Source organism: Zobellia sp. B3R18 (genome assembly GCF_018860715.1).
Taxonomy (GTDB): domain Bacteria; phylum Bacteroidota; class Bacteroidia; order Flavobacteriales; family Flavobacteriaceae; genus Zobellia; species Zobellia russellii.
The window spans coordinates 601132-618924 of the sequence record NZ_JAHKQG010000014.1 but is presented as its reverse complement, the minus strand read 5'-3'; the positions used below and the strand labels follow the sequence as shown (position 1 = coordinate 618924).

The 17793-nt window shown below is 37.4% G+C and carries 15 protein-coding genes and 1 tRNA gene; 10 read left to right on the top strand and 6 right to left on the bottom strand.

The window, feature by feature from the left end; translation table 11 throughout:
* Positions 1–55: 55 nt before the first annotated feature.
* From KO513_RS19275 to KO513_RS19265, 3 genes are all read left to right on the top strand, one after another.
* On the top strand, positions 56–1774 hold the full coding sequence (locus KO513_RS19275; RefSeq protein WP_215441635.1) for a GMC family oxidoreductase: 1719 nt from the start codon (positions 56–58) through the stop codon (positions 1772–1774).
* A 2-nt stretch (positions 1775–1776) separates the two neighbouring features.
* On the top strand, positions 1777–2496 hold the full coding sequence (locus KO513_RS19270) for a gluconate 2-dehydrogenase subunit 3 family protein (protein WP_215914859.1): 720 nt from the start codon (positions 1777–1779) through the stop codon (positions 2494–2496).
* A gap of 76 nt (positions 2497–2572) precedes the next feature.
* Entirely contained in the window at positions 2573–3394 is an 822-nt protein-coding gene (locus KO513_RS19265; RefSeq protein ID WP_215914784.1) for a sugar phosphate isomerase/epimerase family protein, read from the top strand.
* A gap of 108 nt (positions 3395–3502) precedes the next feature.
* Here KO513_RS19265 and KO513_RS19260 read toward each other — a convergent pair whose 3' ends face one another.
* Positions 3503–5236 (bottom strand): arylsulfatase, encoded by a 1734-nt coding sequence (locus tag KO513_RS19260; protein ID WP_252735980.1) that lies wholly within the window; start codon positions 5234–5236, stop codon positions 3503–3505.
* Between the two features lie 246 nt (positions 5237–5482).
* Between KO513_RS19260 and KO513_RS19255 the strand changes: the two genes are divergently transcribed.
* The 5 genes from KO513_RS19255 to KO513_RS19235 all read left to right on the top strand — a co-directional run bounded on the left by KO513_RS19255 (position 5483) and on the right by KO513_RS19235 (position 11032).
* A complete protein-coding gene (locus tag KO513_RS19255; protein WP_215914782.1) occupies positions 5483–7339 on the top strand; it encodes a DUF5060 domain-containing protein in 1857 nt (618 codons plus the stop codon).
* An 86-nt stretch (positions 7340–7425) separates the two neighbouring features.
* On the top strand, positions 7426–8148 hold the full coding sequence (locus KO513_RS19250; RefSeq protein WP_215914781.1) for a M15 family metallopeptidase: 723 nt from the start codon (positions 7426–7428) through the stop codon (positions 8146–8148).
* Between the two features lie 14 nt (positions 8149–8162).
* Positions 8163–9077 (top strand): alpha/beta hydrolase, encoded by a 915-nt coding sequence (locus tag KO513_RS19245; RefSeq protein WP_215914780.1) that lies wholly within the window; start codon positions 8163–8165, stop codon positions 9075–9077.
* A 66-nt stretch (positions 9078–9143) separates the two neighbouring features.
* A tRNA-Pro gene (locus KO513_RS19240) sits at positions 9144–9217 on the top strand.
* A 354-nt stretch (positions 9218–9571) separates the two neighbouring features.
* Positions 9572–11032 (top strand): BLUF domain-containing protein, encoded by a 1461-nt coding sequence (locus KO513_RS19235; protein WP_215914779.1) that lies wholly within the window; start codon positions 9572–9574, stop codon positions 11030–11032.
* Between the two features lie 10 nt (positions 11033–11042).
* On the opposite strand, the gene KO513_RS19230 is transcribed toward KO513_RS19235, so the two are convergent.
* A complete protein-coding gene (locus KO513_RS19230) occupies positions 11043–11480 on the bottom strand; it encodes a response regulator (protein ID WP_215438782.1) in 438 nt (145 codons plus the stop codon).
* Between the two features lie 308 nt (positions 11481–11788).
* Here KO513_RS19230 and KO513_RS19225 point away from each other — a divergent pair, with 308 nt between their 5' ends.
* Positions 11789–12016: a hypothetical protein gene (locus tag KO513_RS19225; protein WP_215438783.1), complete on the top strand. Its 228-nt coding sequence runs from the start codon at positions 11789–11791 to the stop codon at positions 12014–12016.
* A 24-nt stretch (positions 12017–12040) separates the two neighbouring features.
* On the opposite strand, the gene KO513_RS19220 is transcribed toward KO513_RS19225, so the two are convergent.
* The 4 genes from KO513_RS19220 to KO513_RS19205 form a co-directional block, all read right to left on the bottom strand.
* Positions 12041–12424, bottom strand: coding sequence for a hypothetical protein (locus KO513_RS19220; protein ID WP_215914778.1), 384 nt, complete (start codon positions 12422–12424; stop codon positions 12041–12043).
* A gap of 149 nt (positions 12425–12573) precedes the next feature.
* Positions 12574–15072, bottom strand: a complete 2499-nt coding sequence (locus KO513_RS19215) for a PAS domain-containing protein (protein ID WP_215914777.1) — start codon at positions 15070–15072, stop codon at positions 12574–12576.
* A gap of 5 nt (positions 15073–15077) precedes the next feature.
* Positions 15078–15524, bottom strand: a complete 447-nt coding sequence (locus KO513_RS19210; RefSeq protein WP_215914776.1) for a response regulator — start codon at positions 15522–15524, stop codon at positions 15078–15080.
* A 266-nt stretch (positions 15525–15790) separates the two neighbouring features.
* The gene (locus KO513_RS19205) at positions 15791–17068 is read right to left on the bottom strand and encodes a hypothetical protein (RefSeq protein ID WP_215914775.1); all 1278 of its coding nucleotides are present in this window, start codon (positions 17066–17068) and stop codon (positions 15791–15793) included.
* A gap of 330 nt (positions 17069–17398) precedes the next feature.
* On the opposite strand from KO513_RS19205, the gene KO513_RS19200 reads away from it, so the two are divergent.
* Positions 17399–17599 (top strand): hypothetical protein, encoded by a 201-nt coding sequence (locus KO513_RS19200; RefSeq protein WP_215438791.1) that lies wholly within the window; start codon positions 17399–17401, stop codon positions 17597–17599.
* Positions 17600–17793 lie beyond the last annotated feature (194 nt).

The following is a 17793-nucleotide window of genomic DNA, read 5'->3' as shown; positions in this document are numbered from 1 at the left end:
GTAAACACTTTTTATTTATAAATTGTGGCAACAAACTAACAAAAATCAACAATTTATGCAGATTAAGGAAAACCCGGAAGAATACGATGTTATCATCGTAGGCTCAGGGGCAGGTGGTGGTATGGCCACAAAACAACTAGCAGATGCCGGACTAAAGGTAGCTGTAGTAGAAGCCGGCCCTTTCTTCGACCCCGCAGACCCAAAAACAATGACCCAATTGAAAAACCCCTATGACTCACCACGTCGTGGAGCGGGTACCACCCGTGCCTTTGGGGAATGGGATATGTCCTATGGCGATTGGCATGTAGATGGAGAACCTTATACACATGCGGAAGGTACCACCTTTAAATGGTGGCGTTCAAGGATGCTCGGTGGCCGTACCAACCACTGGGGAAGGATTTCATTACGTTTTGGCCCATTGGATTTTAAAGGCAAGACGCGAGATGGTTATGGAGAGGATTGGCCTATTGGATACGAAGATGTAAAACCATATTATGATAAAGTAGATAAATTAATTGGGGTGTTCGGTACCAATGAAGGTCGTGAGAACGATCCCGATGGTTTTTTTCTTCCTCCTCCTAAACCAAGGCTACATGAACTTTTCTACATAAAAGGAGCTAAGAAGTCAGGTATTCCGGTTATTCCGGGAAGACTTTCAATGCTTACCAAGCGTATTAACAATGAACGTGGGGTATGTTTTTATTGTGGTCAATGTAATAGATCATGCTCCGTTTATGCAGATTTCTCGGCAGGTAGCTGTTTAATCTTTCCAGCGCAAAAAAATGGGGGCCAAGTAAAACTCTATGTAAATGCCATGGTTCGTGAAGTAACCACAAATGAAGAAGGAAGAGCTACTGGTGTATCATATATCAACAAAGAGGATAGAAAGGAATATAAGTTAAGGGGTAAGGTAGTGGTGCTTGCGGCTTCGGCCTGTAGTTCTGCACGAATTTTATTGAACAGTAAAAGTAAACAACATCCTAACGGACTAGGAAACAGCAGTGACCTTGTTGGTAAATATTTACACGATTCCACTGGTAGTAGTGGTATGGCATTCGTGCCGGACCTAATGGACAGGGACGTATCCTATAACGAAGATGGTGTAGGTGGTATGCACGTATACAGTCCATGGTGGGGAGATAATAAGAAGTTAGGGTTCCCAAGAGGGTACCATATTGAAGTTTGGGGCGGAATGGGACAACCTAATTATGGTTTTGGTTTTGATCAGGATAGCTTCAATAAACTGGTGGGGAAACCTACCGGCGGATATGGAGATAAACTTAGGGAAGACGTTAAGCGGTATTATGGTGCAATAGTAGGATTTGGCGGTAGAGGAGAAGGTCTAGCGGTAAAAGAGAATTATTGTGAGATAGACCCTACCACAGTAGATGATTATGGTATTCCCGTTTTAAAGTTCAATTATAAATGGTCCGATATTGAAGTGCGTCAGGCCAAGCATATGCAGGATACTTTTGAAGAGATTTCACACAATATGGGCGGAATCTATTTGAACAAACCAGGTAAAGATAAAGATTACGGTCTTCATGCTCCGGGAGAAATTATACATGAGGTAGGTACTACCCGTATGGGTAACGACCCTAAAACATCGGTAACCAATAAGTTCAACCAATTACATGACGTAGACAATGTTTTTATAGTTGATGCGGGACCATTCGTTTCGCAGGCTGATAAAAATTGTACTTGGACTATTTTAGCCCTATCGTGGAGGGCATCGGATTATATTATTGAACAACTGAAACAACAAAATCTCTAATGATGGACAGAAGAAAGAGTATACAGACCATGATTTTGGGTGCAGGGGCTTCTGCAATAGCCTTTCACGGATGTAAGACCGAAGGTACGGAGCCCGCAATACCGGAAACTGCCGTTACTACGGATACCAATTATTATGGAAGGACACCCAAAGAACTGGAGCGCGTAGAGAAGTTGAATGCAGAACAATTGTTCAATGCGCATGAAATGGAAACCATTGCTGTTTTAAGTACGGTAATCCTTCCTCCAAAAGAACCACACGGAGGCCCTATTGAAGCCGAAGTTCCTGAGTTTATCGAGTTTATTGGTAAGGATATACCTCAAATGCAGAATACGCTTTTGGGGGGGTTAATGTGGTTAGATCATAAATCCAATACGGATAACGGCGTAGAGTTTAAAAGCGCAAGTTTGGAGCAACAAAAGCAAATTTTAGATACCATTTGTTACCACGATTTGGAGGTGCCGTTAGACGACCAGCCGTTGGAAATCCAGTTTTTTGCATTAATGAGAAACTTGGTGGTTACCGGCTATTATACTTCCAAAGTAGGTATTGCCGATTTGGGTTATAAAGGTAACTCCCCCAATGTATGGGATGGCGTGCCGGATGAGGTGCTTAAAAAACACGGAGTGGAATATGACCCGGAATGGATCGCAAAATGTGTGGACCAAAGCAAAAGGAATGATATTGCGGAATGGGACGAACAAGGAAATTTATTGACCTAACCAGGGGTTGGTAGAATAGAGTTTTAACGGAAAGCTGAAACTTTAGAAGTTTCAGCTTTCAACTAATATATAGAAAATGAAAAAACTAAATGTTTTTATTGCAACTGCTCTTTTTACGGTATCATTATCCGCGCAAGAAGTGGGGCTGCAGTTGTACAGTTTACGTAACCAGTTTAAAACAGATGTGCCCCGAACTTTGGAAACCATCCAAGGGTGGGGCATTACCAAAATTGAAGGTGGTGAAACGTATGGTCTGTCTTTAGATGAATTCAAGAAGTTGTTGAAAACGAATAGTCTTGATGTAGTAAGCGTAGGAGCCAAATTTGGAGATTTGGAAAAGAATGTAGAACAAGTAATAGAGAACGTTAAAGCATATGGAGCTAAGTATGTAATGTGTGCTTGGGTTCCACATGGTGACAATAAATGGGATTTAGAAGAGACCCAACATGCTTCGGAGGTGTTCAATAAAGCGGGTAAAATACTAAAAGAGAACGGTATTACTTTGGCCTATCACCCACATGGGTATGAATTTAGACCTTATAAAGATGGAACATTGTTTGACTATATGATTCAAAACGCTACGGATTATACTTTTGAACTGGATGTGTTTTGGGCGCAACACGGTGGTGCGGACCCTTTAGCATTGATGAAAAAATATAAATCCAAGTTTACACTTCTTCACCTTAAGGATATGGAAAAAGGTGTAAAGGGTAATAATACAGGACAGGAAGACCATGAAACTAATGTGGTTTTAGGTCAAGGCCAAATAGATATTGCGGGAATCGTTGCTGAAGCCAAAGAATTGGGTATTGAGTATATGTTCATTGAGGATGAATCGTCTAGTGTAGTTGAACAGGTACCTCAAAGTTTGGAATATTTAAAAAGCTTGGATAAGTAAACAAGGCCAAGAGTATGCTATAAACTAAAAACCCTGCCTTTTAAGCAGGGTTTTTTATTTCTTGGTAAAACAATACCCTTTTATAGATTCGGAAAGAGTTTAATGCAATCAATTTATTCGCTTAAACAATAAAAGTCTGACATCGGCAACTTCGTCTCCAGTAACTTCTAGAGCTTTTAAAGTTAGCGTTCCTCTTCCTTTTTTTAGAATCATAGTGCCTAATTTCATAGGCTTGAAATCTTTTGTATAAGATTCCATTCTTGGTATCCGGTCGTTTTCTTCCCCGCTTAAGGGAGGGTCGTGAGCTACGGATATTTTAGTGGCAATTTTACTGTTACCCATACCAAGTTCTATAATGGAGCCAATATGTTTTTCTGGAGAGGTGTAGAATAATTGAACTTCAAACTGTCCATTGGCAAGAACTTCAATATCCCAAGTAATCGAGTCTTTTTTGCTTTTCCAATTGGTAAGAAATGTGTCGTTAGGGTACTTATTACTTCGTTTAATATTTCCGTGGGCAATAGCATCACGTGCGGGTAGTTGGGTAAATTGAAAATCAGGATGGCCAAGAGTAAAAGGCCTATCGTCAGTTTCTGAAGTAGACGGATTTACTTCTGTTAGCCAATTTTCCTTGGCTTTGATTAATGAATCAACAAGCTTCGGAAATCGTTTTGAAATATCATTGGTTTGTCCTCGGTCTTTTCTTATATCGTATAGACGGTTTTCGTTGTCCAGCCGATAATCTTGAGTCCGTACACTGGTATGGCCGTTCCAATGGTTAAAGATAGGTCTGTCTTCCCAACTGGGGTCATCTTTGAACAATAAAGGAGATAGATCCTTACCGTCAATGGGTTTGGTCTTATCAGTAGAGATATTTAGCATGCTGGTTACAGTAGGTAAGATGTCTATGGCACTGGCAAGTTGCGGTACTTTTTTTCCGGGATGGATAGAATCTGTCCATTGTATATATAATGGACTCCGTACCCCACCTTCGTCCGTTGAACCTTTTTTACCCCTCATGCCACCGTTCCACCTAAAACTATTTGGGCCGTTGTCCGTAAGGTAGATTACAATAGTGTCGTCATCAAGATATAATTTGCGCAATTTTGCAGTAATCCGGCCCACGTTGTAATCTATATTTTCCACCATGGCCAATGCCGCCTTTGTAAAATCTATGTCTTCATTGGTTTTATCATCGGAATATAAACTGAGTTCTTTCTTGGTAAAACGATTCCAGTACTCATCCGGTACTTGCATTGGGCTGTGGGGCGTGTTGTACGGTAGATATAGAAAGAAAGGGTCTTGCTTGTTCGTTTCAATAAAATTAAGGCCATGGTCGGTGAGGTCATCTACAAGAAAACCTGTTCCTTTTACAATTTCACCATTATGCTCCAGCATAGGGCTAAAATAATTTCCCCAATGACCGGAGGCAAATCCGTAGAAATCATCAAAACCTTGTGAGTTGGGGTGGTAAGGCGGCTGCATGCCGTTATGCCATTTGCCATAAGCAGCAGTTTTATAACCTGATTTTTTCAAGATTTCCGCCAACGTAGTTTCTTCAAAATCCATCCGCTCACCTCCCGATGAAGTTGAGTAGACACCCGTTCTAGGAAAATACCTTCCGGTAAGTATTTCTGCACGGGTAGGGGAGCAAACCGGTTGTACATAGAAATTCTCAAAAGAAGCCCCATATGTGCTAATAGCATCTATATTCGGGGTTTCTAGATTGGTATTTCCACTACTACTTAAATCGCCCCAACCTTGGTCATCCGCTACAATCAAAATAATATTGGGAGGTTTGGTAGAACGGTCGGTTTTGGTGTTTTTTTCAGTTTTGTTCAAATCACCCTTACACGTTACAAACGATAAACTAAGTATGCACAAGACGGATATTTTGAGTAATTGAGGTAGTACCATGCGTATGGTTTAAAAGAAGAATATGGTTAGGAGCTTATTTTTTTTCGCTAGAGATAACCCTAACAGCTCATGAATATAGTGATAAAACCAAATAGAAATTTGAACATGAAATAGATTTTTCCATGAAAAAAAATACTTATATTATGATGATTTAAATTCAACGTACTACTTATGTATTCCCACTTTTTTAAGCATTTTCCCCTAGGGTTTTGTACCCTTATGTTACTGTTCTGTTCCTGTTCGGATAAGGAAACTTCCAAAAATTATGTTTTGGAGGGTTCTTTGCGTAAATGGCAGCCCGTGACATTGACTTTTAATGGCCCTGAAGTATCGGAAACAGACTCTATAAATCCCTTTTTAGATTACTCGCTACTTGCAAAATTTTCAAATAAGGATACCACGTATATGGTACATGGTTATTTTGCAGGAGATGGTGAAGCGGCGGATACAAGTGCGGATTCCGGGAATAAATGGCGAGTTAAATTTTCTCCCAATACCGTTGGAAATTGGAAGTTTCAGGCGTATTTGATGGAGGGTGAAAACATTGCCGTAAAGCAGTTCTCCTTACCAAAGAAAAATAAAAGTATTTGGGATGTAAAGGGAAGTTTTGAGATACAGCCCGTAGATTCTACAGCAAAGGGATTTTATAGTACAGGAAAGTTGACTTACGATGGTACGCACTTTCTTAAGCGCAGTGAGGACCAAAAACCTTTTTTGAAAAATGGAGTAGGTAGCCCGGAAAACTTCTTGGCCTATTCGGAATTTGATGGAACATTTGACAATGGCGGTCCGGCCACACCAACATTAAATGATGGCCTTCATGAATATGCAGCACATATTGATGATTGGAAGACATCCGATCCGGTATGGGGTTTCTACAATGGTAAAGGAATAATTGGGGCTCTTAATTATTTATCGGAAAAAGGAATGAACAGTCTTTATTTTTTGATGATGAATGAAAATGGAGATGGAAATGATGTCTGGCCTTGGATTGCACCCAAGGAACAAACACGCTATGATGTTAGTAAACTGGATCAGTGGGAAGTTGTTTTTACCCACATGGACCAGCTAGGAATGGCCATGAACGTTTTTACCCAAGAAACGGAGAACGATACCATATTGAACAAAGGGGAACTGGGGTTAGAGCGAAAACTTTTCTATAAAGAACTCGTAGCCCGTTTTGGTCATCATTTGGGAGTTGTTTGGAATTTGGGAGAAGAGACCAACCGGAGTCCGGAACAACTAAAAAGTTATGCGGATTATATTCGTAAAATAGACCCTTATAATCACCCTATAGCTGTTCATAATCACGTTCGGGTTACTGGAGAGCGCAGAGAGGGTAGGCCTTTGGATCCTATTAAGGAAACGTTTACCCCTATGTTGGGGCATCGCAATTTTGAAATCCCTTCTTTACAGATGTATGACACTACAGAAGTGCATAAAGAAGTTAAGAAGTGGATAGATTTATCAGCCAAGAAAAAGAAACCTTGGGTAGTATATCTTGATGAAATTGGCCATTGGGATATTGGTATAACAACGGACACTGCAGCAAATAATAACCATGATATGGTTATGCACAGTAGTCTGTGGGGAAGTTTAATGTCCGGGGCGGCAGGAACTTCTTGGTACTTTGGGGGAAAAGATACACCCAATAATGATATTTCGGCCGAGGATTTTAGGGCTCGTGATGCTTGGTGGGATATTACCAATAATGCCAAAAAGTTCTTTGAAGACCACTTGCCGTTCCATACCATGCAAAATCATGATGAGTTGGTAAGTAATAACATGGCGTACTGCTTTGCTAAAAAGGATGAGATTTATCTAGTGTACCTTCCGAAAAATGAAACTACGGACCTTGCCATTGGTGATGGGGCCTTTACCATTGCTTTTTATGACCCAAAAGCAGGAGGTATGCTTTATGATAAACAGAACGAAGGTTGGAAAATTACTAAACCCAACAGTGTAGAATTATCCGCCTACAATGGACAAAAAGAAAAAGATTGGGTAATTGTAATTGCTAGAAAGTAATATCTTGCATATATAATCTGAAACTCGGTTTACATCAATCTATACTAAGACCTATGTAATATAGTTTAGGCCGATAATTTATTTTTATGAGGAATTTTTATACTGTACTTACCCTAATACTTTTTTTTATTTCATGTGGGGAAAACCCAAAAACTAAAAAGAACATAGAGCAAAATACCGAAGTAAGTATAGACCAGATTGATACGGTGGTCAAGGAAAAACCAGCTCCGCAAAAGGTTTTCAGGACATTTAAGGATTTGACGGATACCACCTTTGTTCGCTTAGCCGATTTTAGTGATGGGTTTGCCTATGACTTACGTTATGCAACCAAGAATAATTTTCTTAAGGAAAAGGTCTATGATTGCGCAGAGTGCTATACCCGGGTAATAACGGTTAAGGCGCTATTGAAGGCAAACGAAGATTTTAAAAAGAATGGGTTTCGCATCAAGTTCTTTGATTGTTACAGGCCAAATTCAGTACAATATAAAATGTGGAAAATAGTTCCCAATCCCCAATATGTAGCCAATCCAAAAAAAGGCTCCATACATAACAAAGGTGGAGCCGTAGATATTACCTTGGAAACCTTGGAAGGTGAAGAACTTGATATGGGAACCGACTTTGATTTCTTTGGAAAGCGAGCATATCATGATAATTTTAATCTACCAAAAGAGATACTGGATAACCGAAAACTGCTAAAAGAAACTATGGAGAAGCATGGGTTTTGGTCCACTAGAACGGAATGGTGGCATTATAATTTAGAAGGGGCGCATAAATATCCTATTGCAAATTTTAAATGGGATTGTAATTAATGATAAAAATCAAAATGAAAAGACTACTATTCTTTACCGTTTTAATAATGAGTACAAACGCCTTTTCCCAAGACACTATAATACCGTTGTGGCCTAAAGATAAGATACCCAATTATATAGCTTCGGATGAAAAAGAGGAGCATGTTAGGGAGGATATTTTGCGTATAAGCAAGGTGCAAGACCCTACGATTGAAGTGTATCTGCCTTCCAAAAAAAATGCCAATGGTCAGGCTGTGGTTATATTTCCAGGAGGAGGGTATCGTATTTTAGCATATGACTGGGAGGGAATAGATATTGCAAAATTTTTGAACAGTAAAGGAATTGCAGGTATCGTTGTCAAATATCGTTTACCATCATCTGTATCGCAGACCCATAAAGAAAATGTTCCTTTGATAGATGCCCAGCGAGCAATACGACTGGTGCGGAGCAAAGCAGAGGAGTTCAATATAGATCCAAATAAAATTGGTGCTATGGGATTTTCGGCCGGCGGACATCTAGCTTCTACTCTAGGAACTCATTTTGATGAAAAAGTATACACTGCAATTGATGAAGTCGATAAATTAAGTGCGAGACCGGATTTTTTAACCTTGTGCTATCCAGTTATTACTTTTAATCAATCATCTACACATAAAGGCTCTCAGAATAATTTGTTGGGTAATAATCCAAAACCGGAAACGGTTGATCGTTTTAGTAATGAAAAACATGTAACCTCCAATACTCCACCTACCTTTCTACTACATGCCACGGATGATAAAGCCGTGCCAGTAGAAAACAGCCTAGCGTTTTACAAAGCATTAGTTGATCATAATGTGCCGACCGCTTTACATATATTTCCTAGCGGCGGACATGGTTTTGCCTTGGGGTTGGCAGATGTGCATTTAAGAACTTGGCCAGAGCTTTTGTTCGGTTGGATGGAGCATCTAGAGTAGTTATTGCATTTTTTTTAAAAGATAGGAGAATATCTGCTTAACTTTTATATTTTTGCAATCCAATTTCGGGATGTAGCGCAGTCCGGTAGCGTACACGCCTGGGGGGCGTGTGGTCGCAGGTTCAAATCCTGTCATCCCGACAAATTAAGGTGTTTAAATACGATTTTAATGTAAAAACACAAAAGTCAGTAAATTTTTACTGGCTTTTTTTGTTTTTTAATGAGAAAAAGTTTCTACTCTCCCTTTTTGTAAAACATCTCTATTTCAATAAAGTAGGTTTTATAGCACTTTGGATGATTTTAAATTTAAATATGCATTTAGAGTAGTTTTGCATAAGATTTTCAGGTATTTTTTTTTTCATAAGGGAGTATATGCTAGATTTATATTTACACTTTATAAATATGAAGTTGACATTTAAATTGCTCAATAACGTTAATTTTTCTCGATAGCGTTAAAATTTTTTCAACAATAATTTTATTTTTAAAGAAAAAATTATGTTGAGATTAAGGGAAGATAATCCCTTGGAAATGCTACGTCAATTTTCAGTTTACTATGATGGCGACCTCATTGAAAATTTGGGTGCGGCAAAAATGTCAATTGATAATGAGCATGGTAAAGGGTACGTAAGTTTATATGAGTTGATGCCAGGTCTTACGGCATGGGTGTATAATATTGAGTTGACCCAAAATTTAGTAATCAATATGAACTTCTCCGAGGATAGGCCCTATTACTTTGGGTACAACGTATCAGGTTACCAATTGCAGAAGTTTCCTAATGAACCCGAACATAAGAAAATAAGGCAGGGGCAAAATTTTATTATTATTAGTGAACCTAATACTAGCTCAGAATTTATTGTGCCAAGTAATATTGCATATAAATGCTGTTATATTATTATTAATCCTAAGGAATTGGCAGAGGGGAATATAGCTAGTAAAAAAAGACTTCTTAAGGAGTTGGAGGCGAATTTTGATAATAAAACTAGTAAACACCCGTATAGATATTTTGGTGATATTGATACTAGGATTGGAACTTACGCCTCAATCATTGTTGAAAATTTACGCACAGACGTGGTTGGTAGATTAATTACGGAAGGCACTGTGCTCAGAATGTTGGGTTCGCAATTAGAGGCACATCAACATGACCGTAATAATGAAGAATTTCGACCAGTTTTAACTAAATCTGAGCTTTCCAGAATAACCCATGTTGGTGACTATGTGATCGAGCGTATTGCCGATAAATTTACCATAGATGATATCAGCCTCCACTTGCGGATTTCACCAAAAAAGCTTCAAAGCGGAATTCGTTTCCTGTATGGGTATTCTGCAAATGAATATCTCACAAAACTTCGTTTGGAACACAGCAGGGAGTTAATGCATTCAACCGAAATGAATATCTCGGAGATATGTCTTGCGGTGGGTTATCAAAGTAAAAGTTACTTTTCTAAGATTTTTTTGGATATGTACGGGTTTAGCCCAAGTGTTTATAAAAAGAGGTTTGAAGACGCCAATTTACTTTTTGATATAAGCTACCGCTCATTAGCTGTAGATACTATTAGCGGAAAGGATGTTGATGCTATTATTAAAACGGCAAGATCCTTAAACCCCGAATTTAATATAACTGGCTGTATCATTTATCACCGTAATATATTTTTCCAAATTATTGAAGGTCCCAAAAAGGATATTCTAACGTTGTTTGATAATATCAAGAACGATGAGAGGCATAAGGATATTAAGGTGATGTGGAAAGGTTACAAAATAAGACGGGAATTTAAAAATTGGGCATTGGCAACAATTAGTGACGAGGGTGTGTTAGATGTGCAAATTCAAGGAAGTGCCAAGAGTTTAGAACTAAGTAATGTTTTGGGTAAGTTGGACAATAGTGCTATAGACTCTGAAAACTTATGGCGAAAAGTTAGAAATATTATAAAAGTCCATACGGATAACTCCGCTGCTTGACTTCTATTAGTTACACTAATTTTAGATTTTTCTTTCTTTTGAACAATTCGTCTATCACCAATTTTAATTGATTGTGCATTTTATTTATAGAGGTCTCTTTTGTTAAAAAAAACAAGGCTCCCATTTCTAAACTTTTGCGTCGGTCTTCTTCCGATGAGGAAGTAGAATAGATTACAACCGGGATTTTAGTTAGTAATTGGTTTTTTTTAAGATGTGTTAAACACTCAAACCCGTCCATTACGGGCATATTTAAATCTAAAAAAATTACCTTAGGAAGTATACCCGCAGATAAAGTATTCAATATATGGGTCATTAGTAATTTTCCATTAGGAAATATTTCCATATTTATCTCAGGGAAAATATCTTGCATGGCTTCAGCAAAGAACATTCTGTCATCTTCATCATCATCTGCATACGCCAAAGGACTAAAAACACTGTAGTTGTTCATAAATGTGATTTTGGGGTATTTGTGATTTCTCACTAAATAAATGTAGTATTTTTAGTAAGCCTCTTATAACAATATACGATAAATATATAACACTATTCGGATTGCCGTAAAACAGGTTGTTTCACTTTAAAACTGGAACTCATTATTTTTATTTTAGAGCAGATGTATGGGCAAACCCTTTTCGCAATATGATAATGATAGCAAACAATTTTTTCAGATAGTTTTCCACCTGATATAGTTAAACATCAAAAAGCTATCTCATTAAATTTCGTGTAAGTATTAAAGTCTAATTATAACTTACAGTAATCATGAAAACTCCAAAACTACTATATGTATTTACACTATTTATGTTTCTAATAACTTCATGCAGAGAAAGTACGGAAAAGTCGTCAACCCCGGGAAGTGGTATGGATGGTGTTAAGGAAACACAACAAGAGGCCATGGAACGAGAAAAAAAATGGAAAAGCGAAGAACGTCTTGGAGCGGATACCGTAAATATAGATAGTGCAAAGACTAATGGAAAATTGAAGGAGTAGCTCTATACCTACACTATACATTTTCTAAAATTTAGTAATTGATTTTTTTTTGAAAAATGCAGCATATCTCATTGATTGTTTTAAGGACAATTTTCCATCACCAAGAATAGAACTGAGGATATTATCGCTTAAATCAATATGTTCCTCCCCAAACCATTCAAGGGCAAAGGTATACCGGGTTTCACTTATTACTTGTACCCGAGTATATTCAACCCGACATCCAGATGCAGAATATATTGATAGAGGTTGTATGTCTAACTGTCCATCAGTATCAATAATATTAAGGGCCAATCTATTTTTGGTTACCTCCAACCATTCGTTATTATCACAATCAGGTAAAATACTATTTTTAATTTTTGAGTCGTCCAATGTAAAGCTCCATTTTAGCCAGTTTTCACAGTATCCCATAGCTGTATGTACACGCGTTCTTGCAAATGGGACAGGTTCTCTTTGCTTAATTTCAATTCTATTTTCTCTAAACTTAATATTATTGTTTTTAGTAAGCTCGCTGAAAATAAAATTGTAATTATCTTATCTTTTTTTTCAATATCGCGGGCTTAAGCAAGCGGAAGGTACAGTCTGAAAATAGCTCCTTTACCTAAGCTGCTATTGGCGGATACGGCACCATTGTGGTTAAGCGCTATTTTCTTAACAATAGCTAGGCCAATACCGGTTCCTTGGTATTCCAACTTACCATGTAGTCTTTTAAAAATCTCAAAAATTCGTTCCTCATGTTCTTTTTCAAAACCTATACCATTATCGTGGAAACTCAGCTCGTGGTAGGAAAGTTCAGAATCCAATAACACATTTTTTATTTTGGAACCATGAATAGTTTTTACTTTGATATCAATTTGTGGAGGAGTATTTATCTTTGCAAATTTTATTGAGTTTTCGATTAGGTTTTGAAAAACTTGTCTTATTTGAAAGGGAATTACTTTTGCCTCACCAAGTTCATCGTACGTAATTTGGGTATTGGTCATTTCAATCTTTTCGGAGAGGTTCTCAATTACCTGTTCCAATAATGATGTCAAATTCTGAACTTCAAACTCTTCTTGTTGTTTAGAGGTTCTTGAAAAGGCCAATAAATCTTCAATAAGGGTTCGCATACGTTCTGCAGCCGATATAACACGGTCAAAATATTGCATACCTTTCTCAGACAAATTCTCCGATTCCATTTTTAATATGCGACTGCTCATCATCTGTATTTTGCGCAGGGGCTCCTGAAGATCATGACTTGAAATATAGGCGAAAGACTCCAACTCATCATTACTCTTCTCCAGCTCTCGTACAGTATCTTCTAATTTTTCGTTTGCCTTTTTTAATAATTCTGTCCTTTCAAGTACTTGTTGCTCAAGTTCCTTTGAGAAGTTTTCTAACTTTTGTCTTGCCGCTACACTATTGGTTACATCTGTAACCGTTAACATAACCCCGGAGATTGAACCGTCTAACTCTTTAAGAGGTATATAATCAAAATCTACATAATACTCTTTTCTAACACCATTGCTTTCTACAATGGCATGAGATTCTTTAACAGACACAGGCTTACCGGTCTTAATAACCGAGCGTAGATAGGTAGGATATTCTTGAGAATTAAGCTCAGGAAACACATCTAAAAGATTTTTGCCTAAAACCTCTTTCTTTTTTTTCCTCCAAAAGTGGTTCAATAATACCTCATTGGCCATCTCGATTTTTAAATCGGTGCCTCGTAATATTCCCATAGCAATGGGTGACTGTAATACTAAATTCTGAAATTCGGCTTCACTTTCTAAAACATGATGACGTGCAATAACGGATTCCGTTACTTCTGATGCAACGCATAAGATTGTGGCAACATTACCTTTGTCATCAATTGAGGGGCTAAATATAAAATTGAAATAGGCTGTAACTGTCTGCCCGTTACGCACCAGATTAAATGGGTATTCCATACCCGTCTGAGCAGTCTGCGTTTGAATAACGTTTTCAAAAATGGGACGAAGACCTGCTTCTATCTCTGTTAAAACATTAAAAATGGACCTTCCTTCAGCAAGATTTCTATTTGTATTCCAAATATCCAGAGCCTTATCGTTTACTAACTCAACCTTAAAGTCTTTGGCATTGATTATAGCGATACCTACAGGCACATCCTGAACAAGATTCCGGAATTTTTTTTCACTATCTTGAATTTTTTGTTGGGCTTTTTTATCATCGGTAATATCCTGCAAAATACCATTAAAGCGATATGCTATATTTTCATTGTTAAACCAGCTTCTGCCAACTGCCCTTACAATTCTTGTTTGTTTGGTCTTTTTATTTTGAATCGTGTAGCATATATCATACTTGCCTCCCGAGGTATAGTCTAGTGCCCTAGCAATAGCTTTGGACACGCGTTCTTGATCTGATTTTTGTATGGCGGCTATGGCATCATTCAATTGAATATGGAATTCCATAGGCAGGCCAAACCATTCTTTAAGACGCTCGTTACTTTTAAATTTATTGGTAAGCGGGTTGTAGTCCCACGTACAAAGTTCGGCAGCATCCATGGCAAACTGAAGATCACTTTCACTTTCTTCAAGATTTTGCATTGTTTTTACACTGGCCGTAGTTTCGGAACAGGTTACCAAAATTCCGTTTATTTTTCCTTTCTCTTCTTTTATGGGACTATAGCTAAATGTCCAATAAGCTTCTTCAATAGCACCGTTTCTGTAGATTGGTATAAGTTGGTTTTCGCTCCATGTTGCCCCATTTCCTTTTAAAACATTCTGTAATAGGGGGTATATAGTGTCCCAAATTTCAGGCCAGGCATCCTTGCCTTTCATGCCTAGAATGGAAGGGTGTTTTCCATCTTTGCCTAAGCTAACCCTATAAGCGTCATTGTAAAACCCAATATAATCAGGACCCCAAAAGACATACATAGGAAATCTTGAATTTAGAACAATACTTAATGTTGTACGTAAACTCTGTGGCCAGGTACTAGGAGCCCCCAAAGTGGTTGTCTCCCAATTTTTGTTACGGGTCAGTTCTCCCATTTCACCTCCGCCTTCCATAAATGGAAAAGTATGTTCCGTTTTGGCTTCCATAAAGGTTAATATTTGAGAACGAAATTATTGGAGGAAATTTCCTGACGAAATTTAAAATCTATAAACTCAATGCACTTTGTAAGAGCTAGTTTTAATTGGTCAAAAGTATTCGGTTTTTTTAGATAAAGGTCCGCGCCCTTGGTTTGTAGTTCAAGAACTTTTTTGGAATCTATAAGGGTGGAATAAATAATAACCGGAATCTGCGTAAAATTTGATTCTAGCCTAATATCGTTCAAACATTCTTCACCGTTCATCATGGGCATATTCAAGTCTAGGAAAATACAATCGGGTAGTTGTATTTCGGCATCCAGTAAATTTTTCATTAAATCAACACCGTTTTCAAATGATTTGAAAACGATATTTATACCAATATCGTTTATGGCTTCCTCAAACAATTGGCGATCATCGTAATCATCATCGGTTAGAAATATATTATATGTTTTACCACTCATCGTTACTATGAAAATTGAAAGGTTAAAAATTTATGGAAGTGCTCATAGGTTATCGCTTAGACTAGGCTTATTTGCAATTTCTAGAGAACTAATCATCGTCTAATCTTGTGGTAGATGTTTTCATAGATGGAAACTGGATTAATATATTCTATAAAAATATATAAGGTTGTCAAAAGTTTTGTAACCGAATAAATTTTTATTTGACTTGATAGAATATAAGTTTGAAAAATTTACTTCTATAATATTCATTTCATTGGAGCTGTTCCTTAGGGCCAACACGCAAAGCATTTGTGTAGTTGAGAGGGAATGGTGTCATTTTTTGATCCCTTTAAAGGTTTCTCAAGATAGGGTTGGTCATCAATCAGACCCTTAAATTTGATGGCATACTCATGAATATTTGATTTGCGTTCCTGTATTTTATTTATGATTTCTTGGCCTTCCAAATTGAATATTTCTGTAGGCCAAACTTTAAAAGCATTTGCAATGTTCTGATCAGTAAGTCTGGTTTCTAGATACTTAGCCTCTTCTTCAAAAATTCGCCTATCTATTTCTTTTAAAAAATATACATCAAAATCCATTATTAGCCCAGGGAGATAATCAATTTCCTTTTCAAAATTTTGAAGATCGGGAATAAATACTTCGTTAGAAATAATAGTAGGAACTATACCTTCAATTTTGAAAAAGGCATTGTCTCGGTCGCAGGGTAGTGGTATTGCTTTTAGTTTGTCGTTCTTTTTCTGTATAATCCAGCCCCATTGCTTTGCATGACGGTCCCAGTCCCCAATTAATAGATCAAATAATCTAGACCTGACCAATAAGTTTTGGTCAATGATCAGATTTTTTCCATACTCTAGTTTCAAAAGTTGGAGCTCTTCGGTATCTACCACTTTCCAAGTGTTGGGTATATCACTCCATTCTGCATTGCCGGAATCTTCGTGTTCTAACAAGTATAGTCTATTACCGTATTTGGCGTTATATTTATCTAGTGTTGATTGTTTGGGAATGAACAAAAGCTGTGGCCTAGTTGATGGAATACCCACATCTTTAGCCAACTGCGCGACAACCAATGCCGCATATGGGTGTTGAGCGGAAATTCCATCTACAATAATATTTTCTAAGCCAAGAATCCGTGCAAATTCGGGGATTAAAGGTTCTGGGTTTTTGGTAACACTCCGTAGGGTAAATATAGTACCATTGGAGGTTTTTAATTTTAAAGAATGGGTTTGTTGCCCCCCGCCTTCATCAATAATTGTAAGACCTCCTTTTAAAGTATCCAAGAAAGCAATAGGAACTTTAATAGGTGTTTCCCATACCTTACGGTACTGTTCTCCTTGAATTATTTTTTTTAATGAATTGCCTTTGTATAAAGTGCTTGCAGCTACAAGTACCGAATCGTAATCACGAAAATTTACGGATTCTAACTGGTCAATATTCAAAATTTTGCAGGTGCTAAATTCTTTTTCAGTTGTGGATACAGAAAAATAAACGACTGTAATAAACAGAATCGCAATTGCAACGAAACCTAATATTATTTTTTTTAGCATGGTTTGGTTTTTCCTTCGAATGAGCTAATCTTAATTACTAGTCTATGCAAATAGAAAAAAAGAATAACTGCTTCAAGGATTGTATTAAGGTGATTATGGTTAACTGGTTTCAATTTAGTGAATAGGGTGATTCTTTTAAACGCTATCAAAATAGTTGTTGACCTAAAAGGACAGCTTAAAAAAAATTGATTTGCTTCTTTTTGTATTAAAAAAAAACGCATTTACAATAAGGCCTCCCAGTAGAAATGAAGAATTTAGAAAAGACATGGCGAAGGAATTTTCTATTGAAATTCCAGCTTTTAAGTAAAATGAACCTTTTAAATATTGATTATGAGTACTGGAGTTAATAAAGAAGAGATGAAGGCCAGTGAAAGTGCCCCTATGCCTACTAAGCAAAAAGATGATGGGTCAGTAAGAAACCAGACTACCAATGTTCCTAGAACCCGTTTTCCTTGGGTAACTATCATTATGGTAATTGCCTTTTTAATGGTTTTTTGTGTTATTTATTTTGTTCTGGACTCTGCCTCATAAGAAAATTCATTAAGTTGAAAGCTGATAGGGGACGAGTTGCGCAATACCTGCGTAAATTGCAGAACTAAAGGAAATATAATAAAATCTTTGTTCACCAGCGATTCATGCATATACACTGCATTAAGCAACTGTATAGATTAAATTATCTATAAAAAACTTGTGTTTTTAATCCTTGCCTGCACCCTGCTATAGTT

What these genes read in the sequence shown, in the direction of transcription:
- KO513_RS19275 (WP_215441635.1), top strand. Translation starts at nt 56, where the DNA reads ATGCAGATTAAGGAAAACCCGGAAGAATACGATGTTATCATCGTAGGC.
- KO513_RS19270 (WP_215914859.1), top strand. Translation starts at nt 1,777, where the DNA reads ATGGACAGAAGAAAGAGTATACAGACCATGATTTTGGGTGCAGGGGCT.
- KO513_RS19265 (WP_215914784.1), top strand. Translation starts at nt 2,573, where the DNA reads ATGAAAAAACTAAATGTTTTTATTGCAACTGCTCTTTTTACGGTATCA.
- KO513_RS19255 (WP_215914782.1), top strand. Translation starts at nt 5,483, where the DNA reads ATGTATTCCCACTTTTTTAAGCATTTTCCCCTAGGGTTTTGTACCCTT.
- KO513_RS19250 (WP_215914781.1), top strand. Translation starts at nt 7,426, where the DNA reads ATGAGGAATTTTTATACTGTACTTACCCTAATACTTTTTTTTATTTCA.
- KO513_RS19245 (WP_215914780.1), top strand. Translation starts at nt 8,163, where the DNA reads ATGAAAAGACTACTATTCTTTACCGTTTTAATAATGAGTACAAACGCC.
- KO513_RS19235 (WP_215914779.1), top strand. Translation starts at nt 9,572, where the DNA reads ATGTTGAGATTAAGGGAAGATAATCCCTTGGAAATGCTACGTCAATTT.
- KO513_RS19230 (WP_215438782.1), bottom strand. Translation starts at nt 11,480, where the DNA reads ATGAACAACTACAGTGTTTTTAGTCCTTTGGCGTATGCAGATGATGAT.
- KO513_RS19225 (WP_215438783.1), top strand. Translation starts at nt 11,789, where the DNA reads ATGAAAACTCCAAAACTACTATATGTATTTACACTATTTATGTTTCTA.
- KO513_RS19220 (WP_215914778.1), bottom strand. Translation starts at nt 12,424, where the DNA reads ATGGGATACTGTGAAAACTGGCTAAAATGGAGCTTTACATTGGACGAC.
- KO513_RS19215 (WP_215914777.1), bottom strand. Translation starts at nt 15,072, where the DNA reads ATGGAAGCCAAAACGGAACATACTTTTCCATTTATGGAAGGCGGAGGT.
- KO513_RS19210 (WP_215914776.1), bottom strand. Translation starts at nt 15,524, where the DNA reads ATGAGTGGTAAAACATATAATATATTTCTAACCGATGATGATTACGAT.
- KO513_RS19205 (WP_215914775.1), bottom strand. Translation starts at nt 17,068, where the DNA reads ATGCTAAAAAAAATAATATTAGGTTTCGTTGCAATTGCGATTCTGTTT.
- KO513_RS19200 (WP_215438791.1), top strand. Translation starts at nt 17,399, where the DNA reads ATGAGTACTGGAGTTAATAAAGAAGAGATGAAGGCCAGTGAAAGTGCC.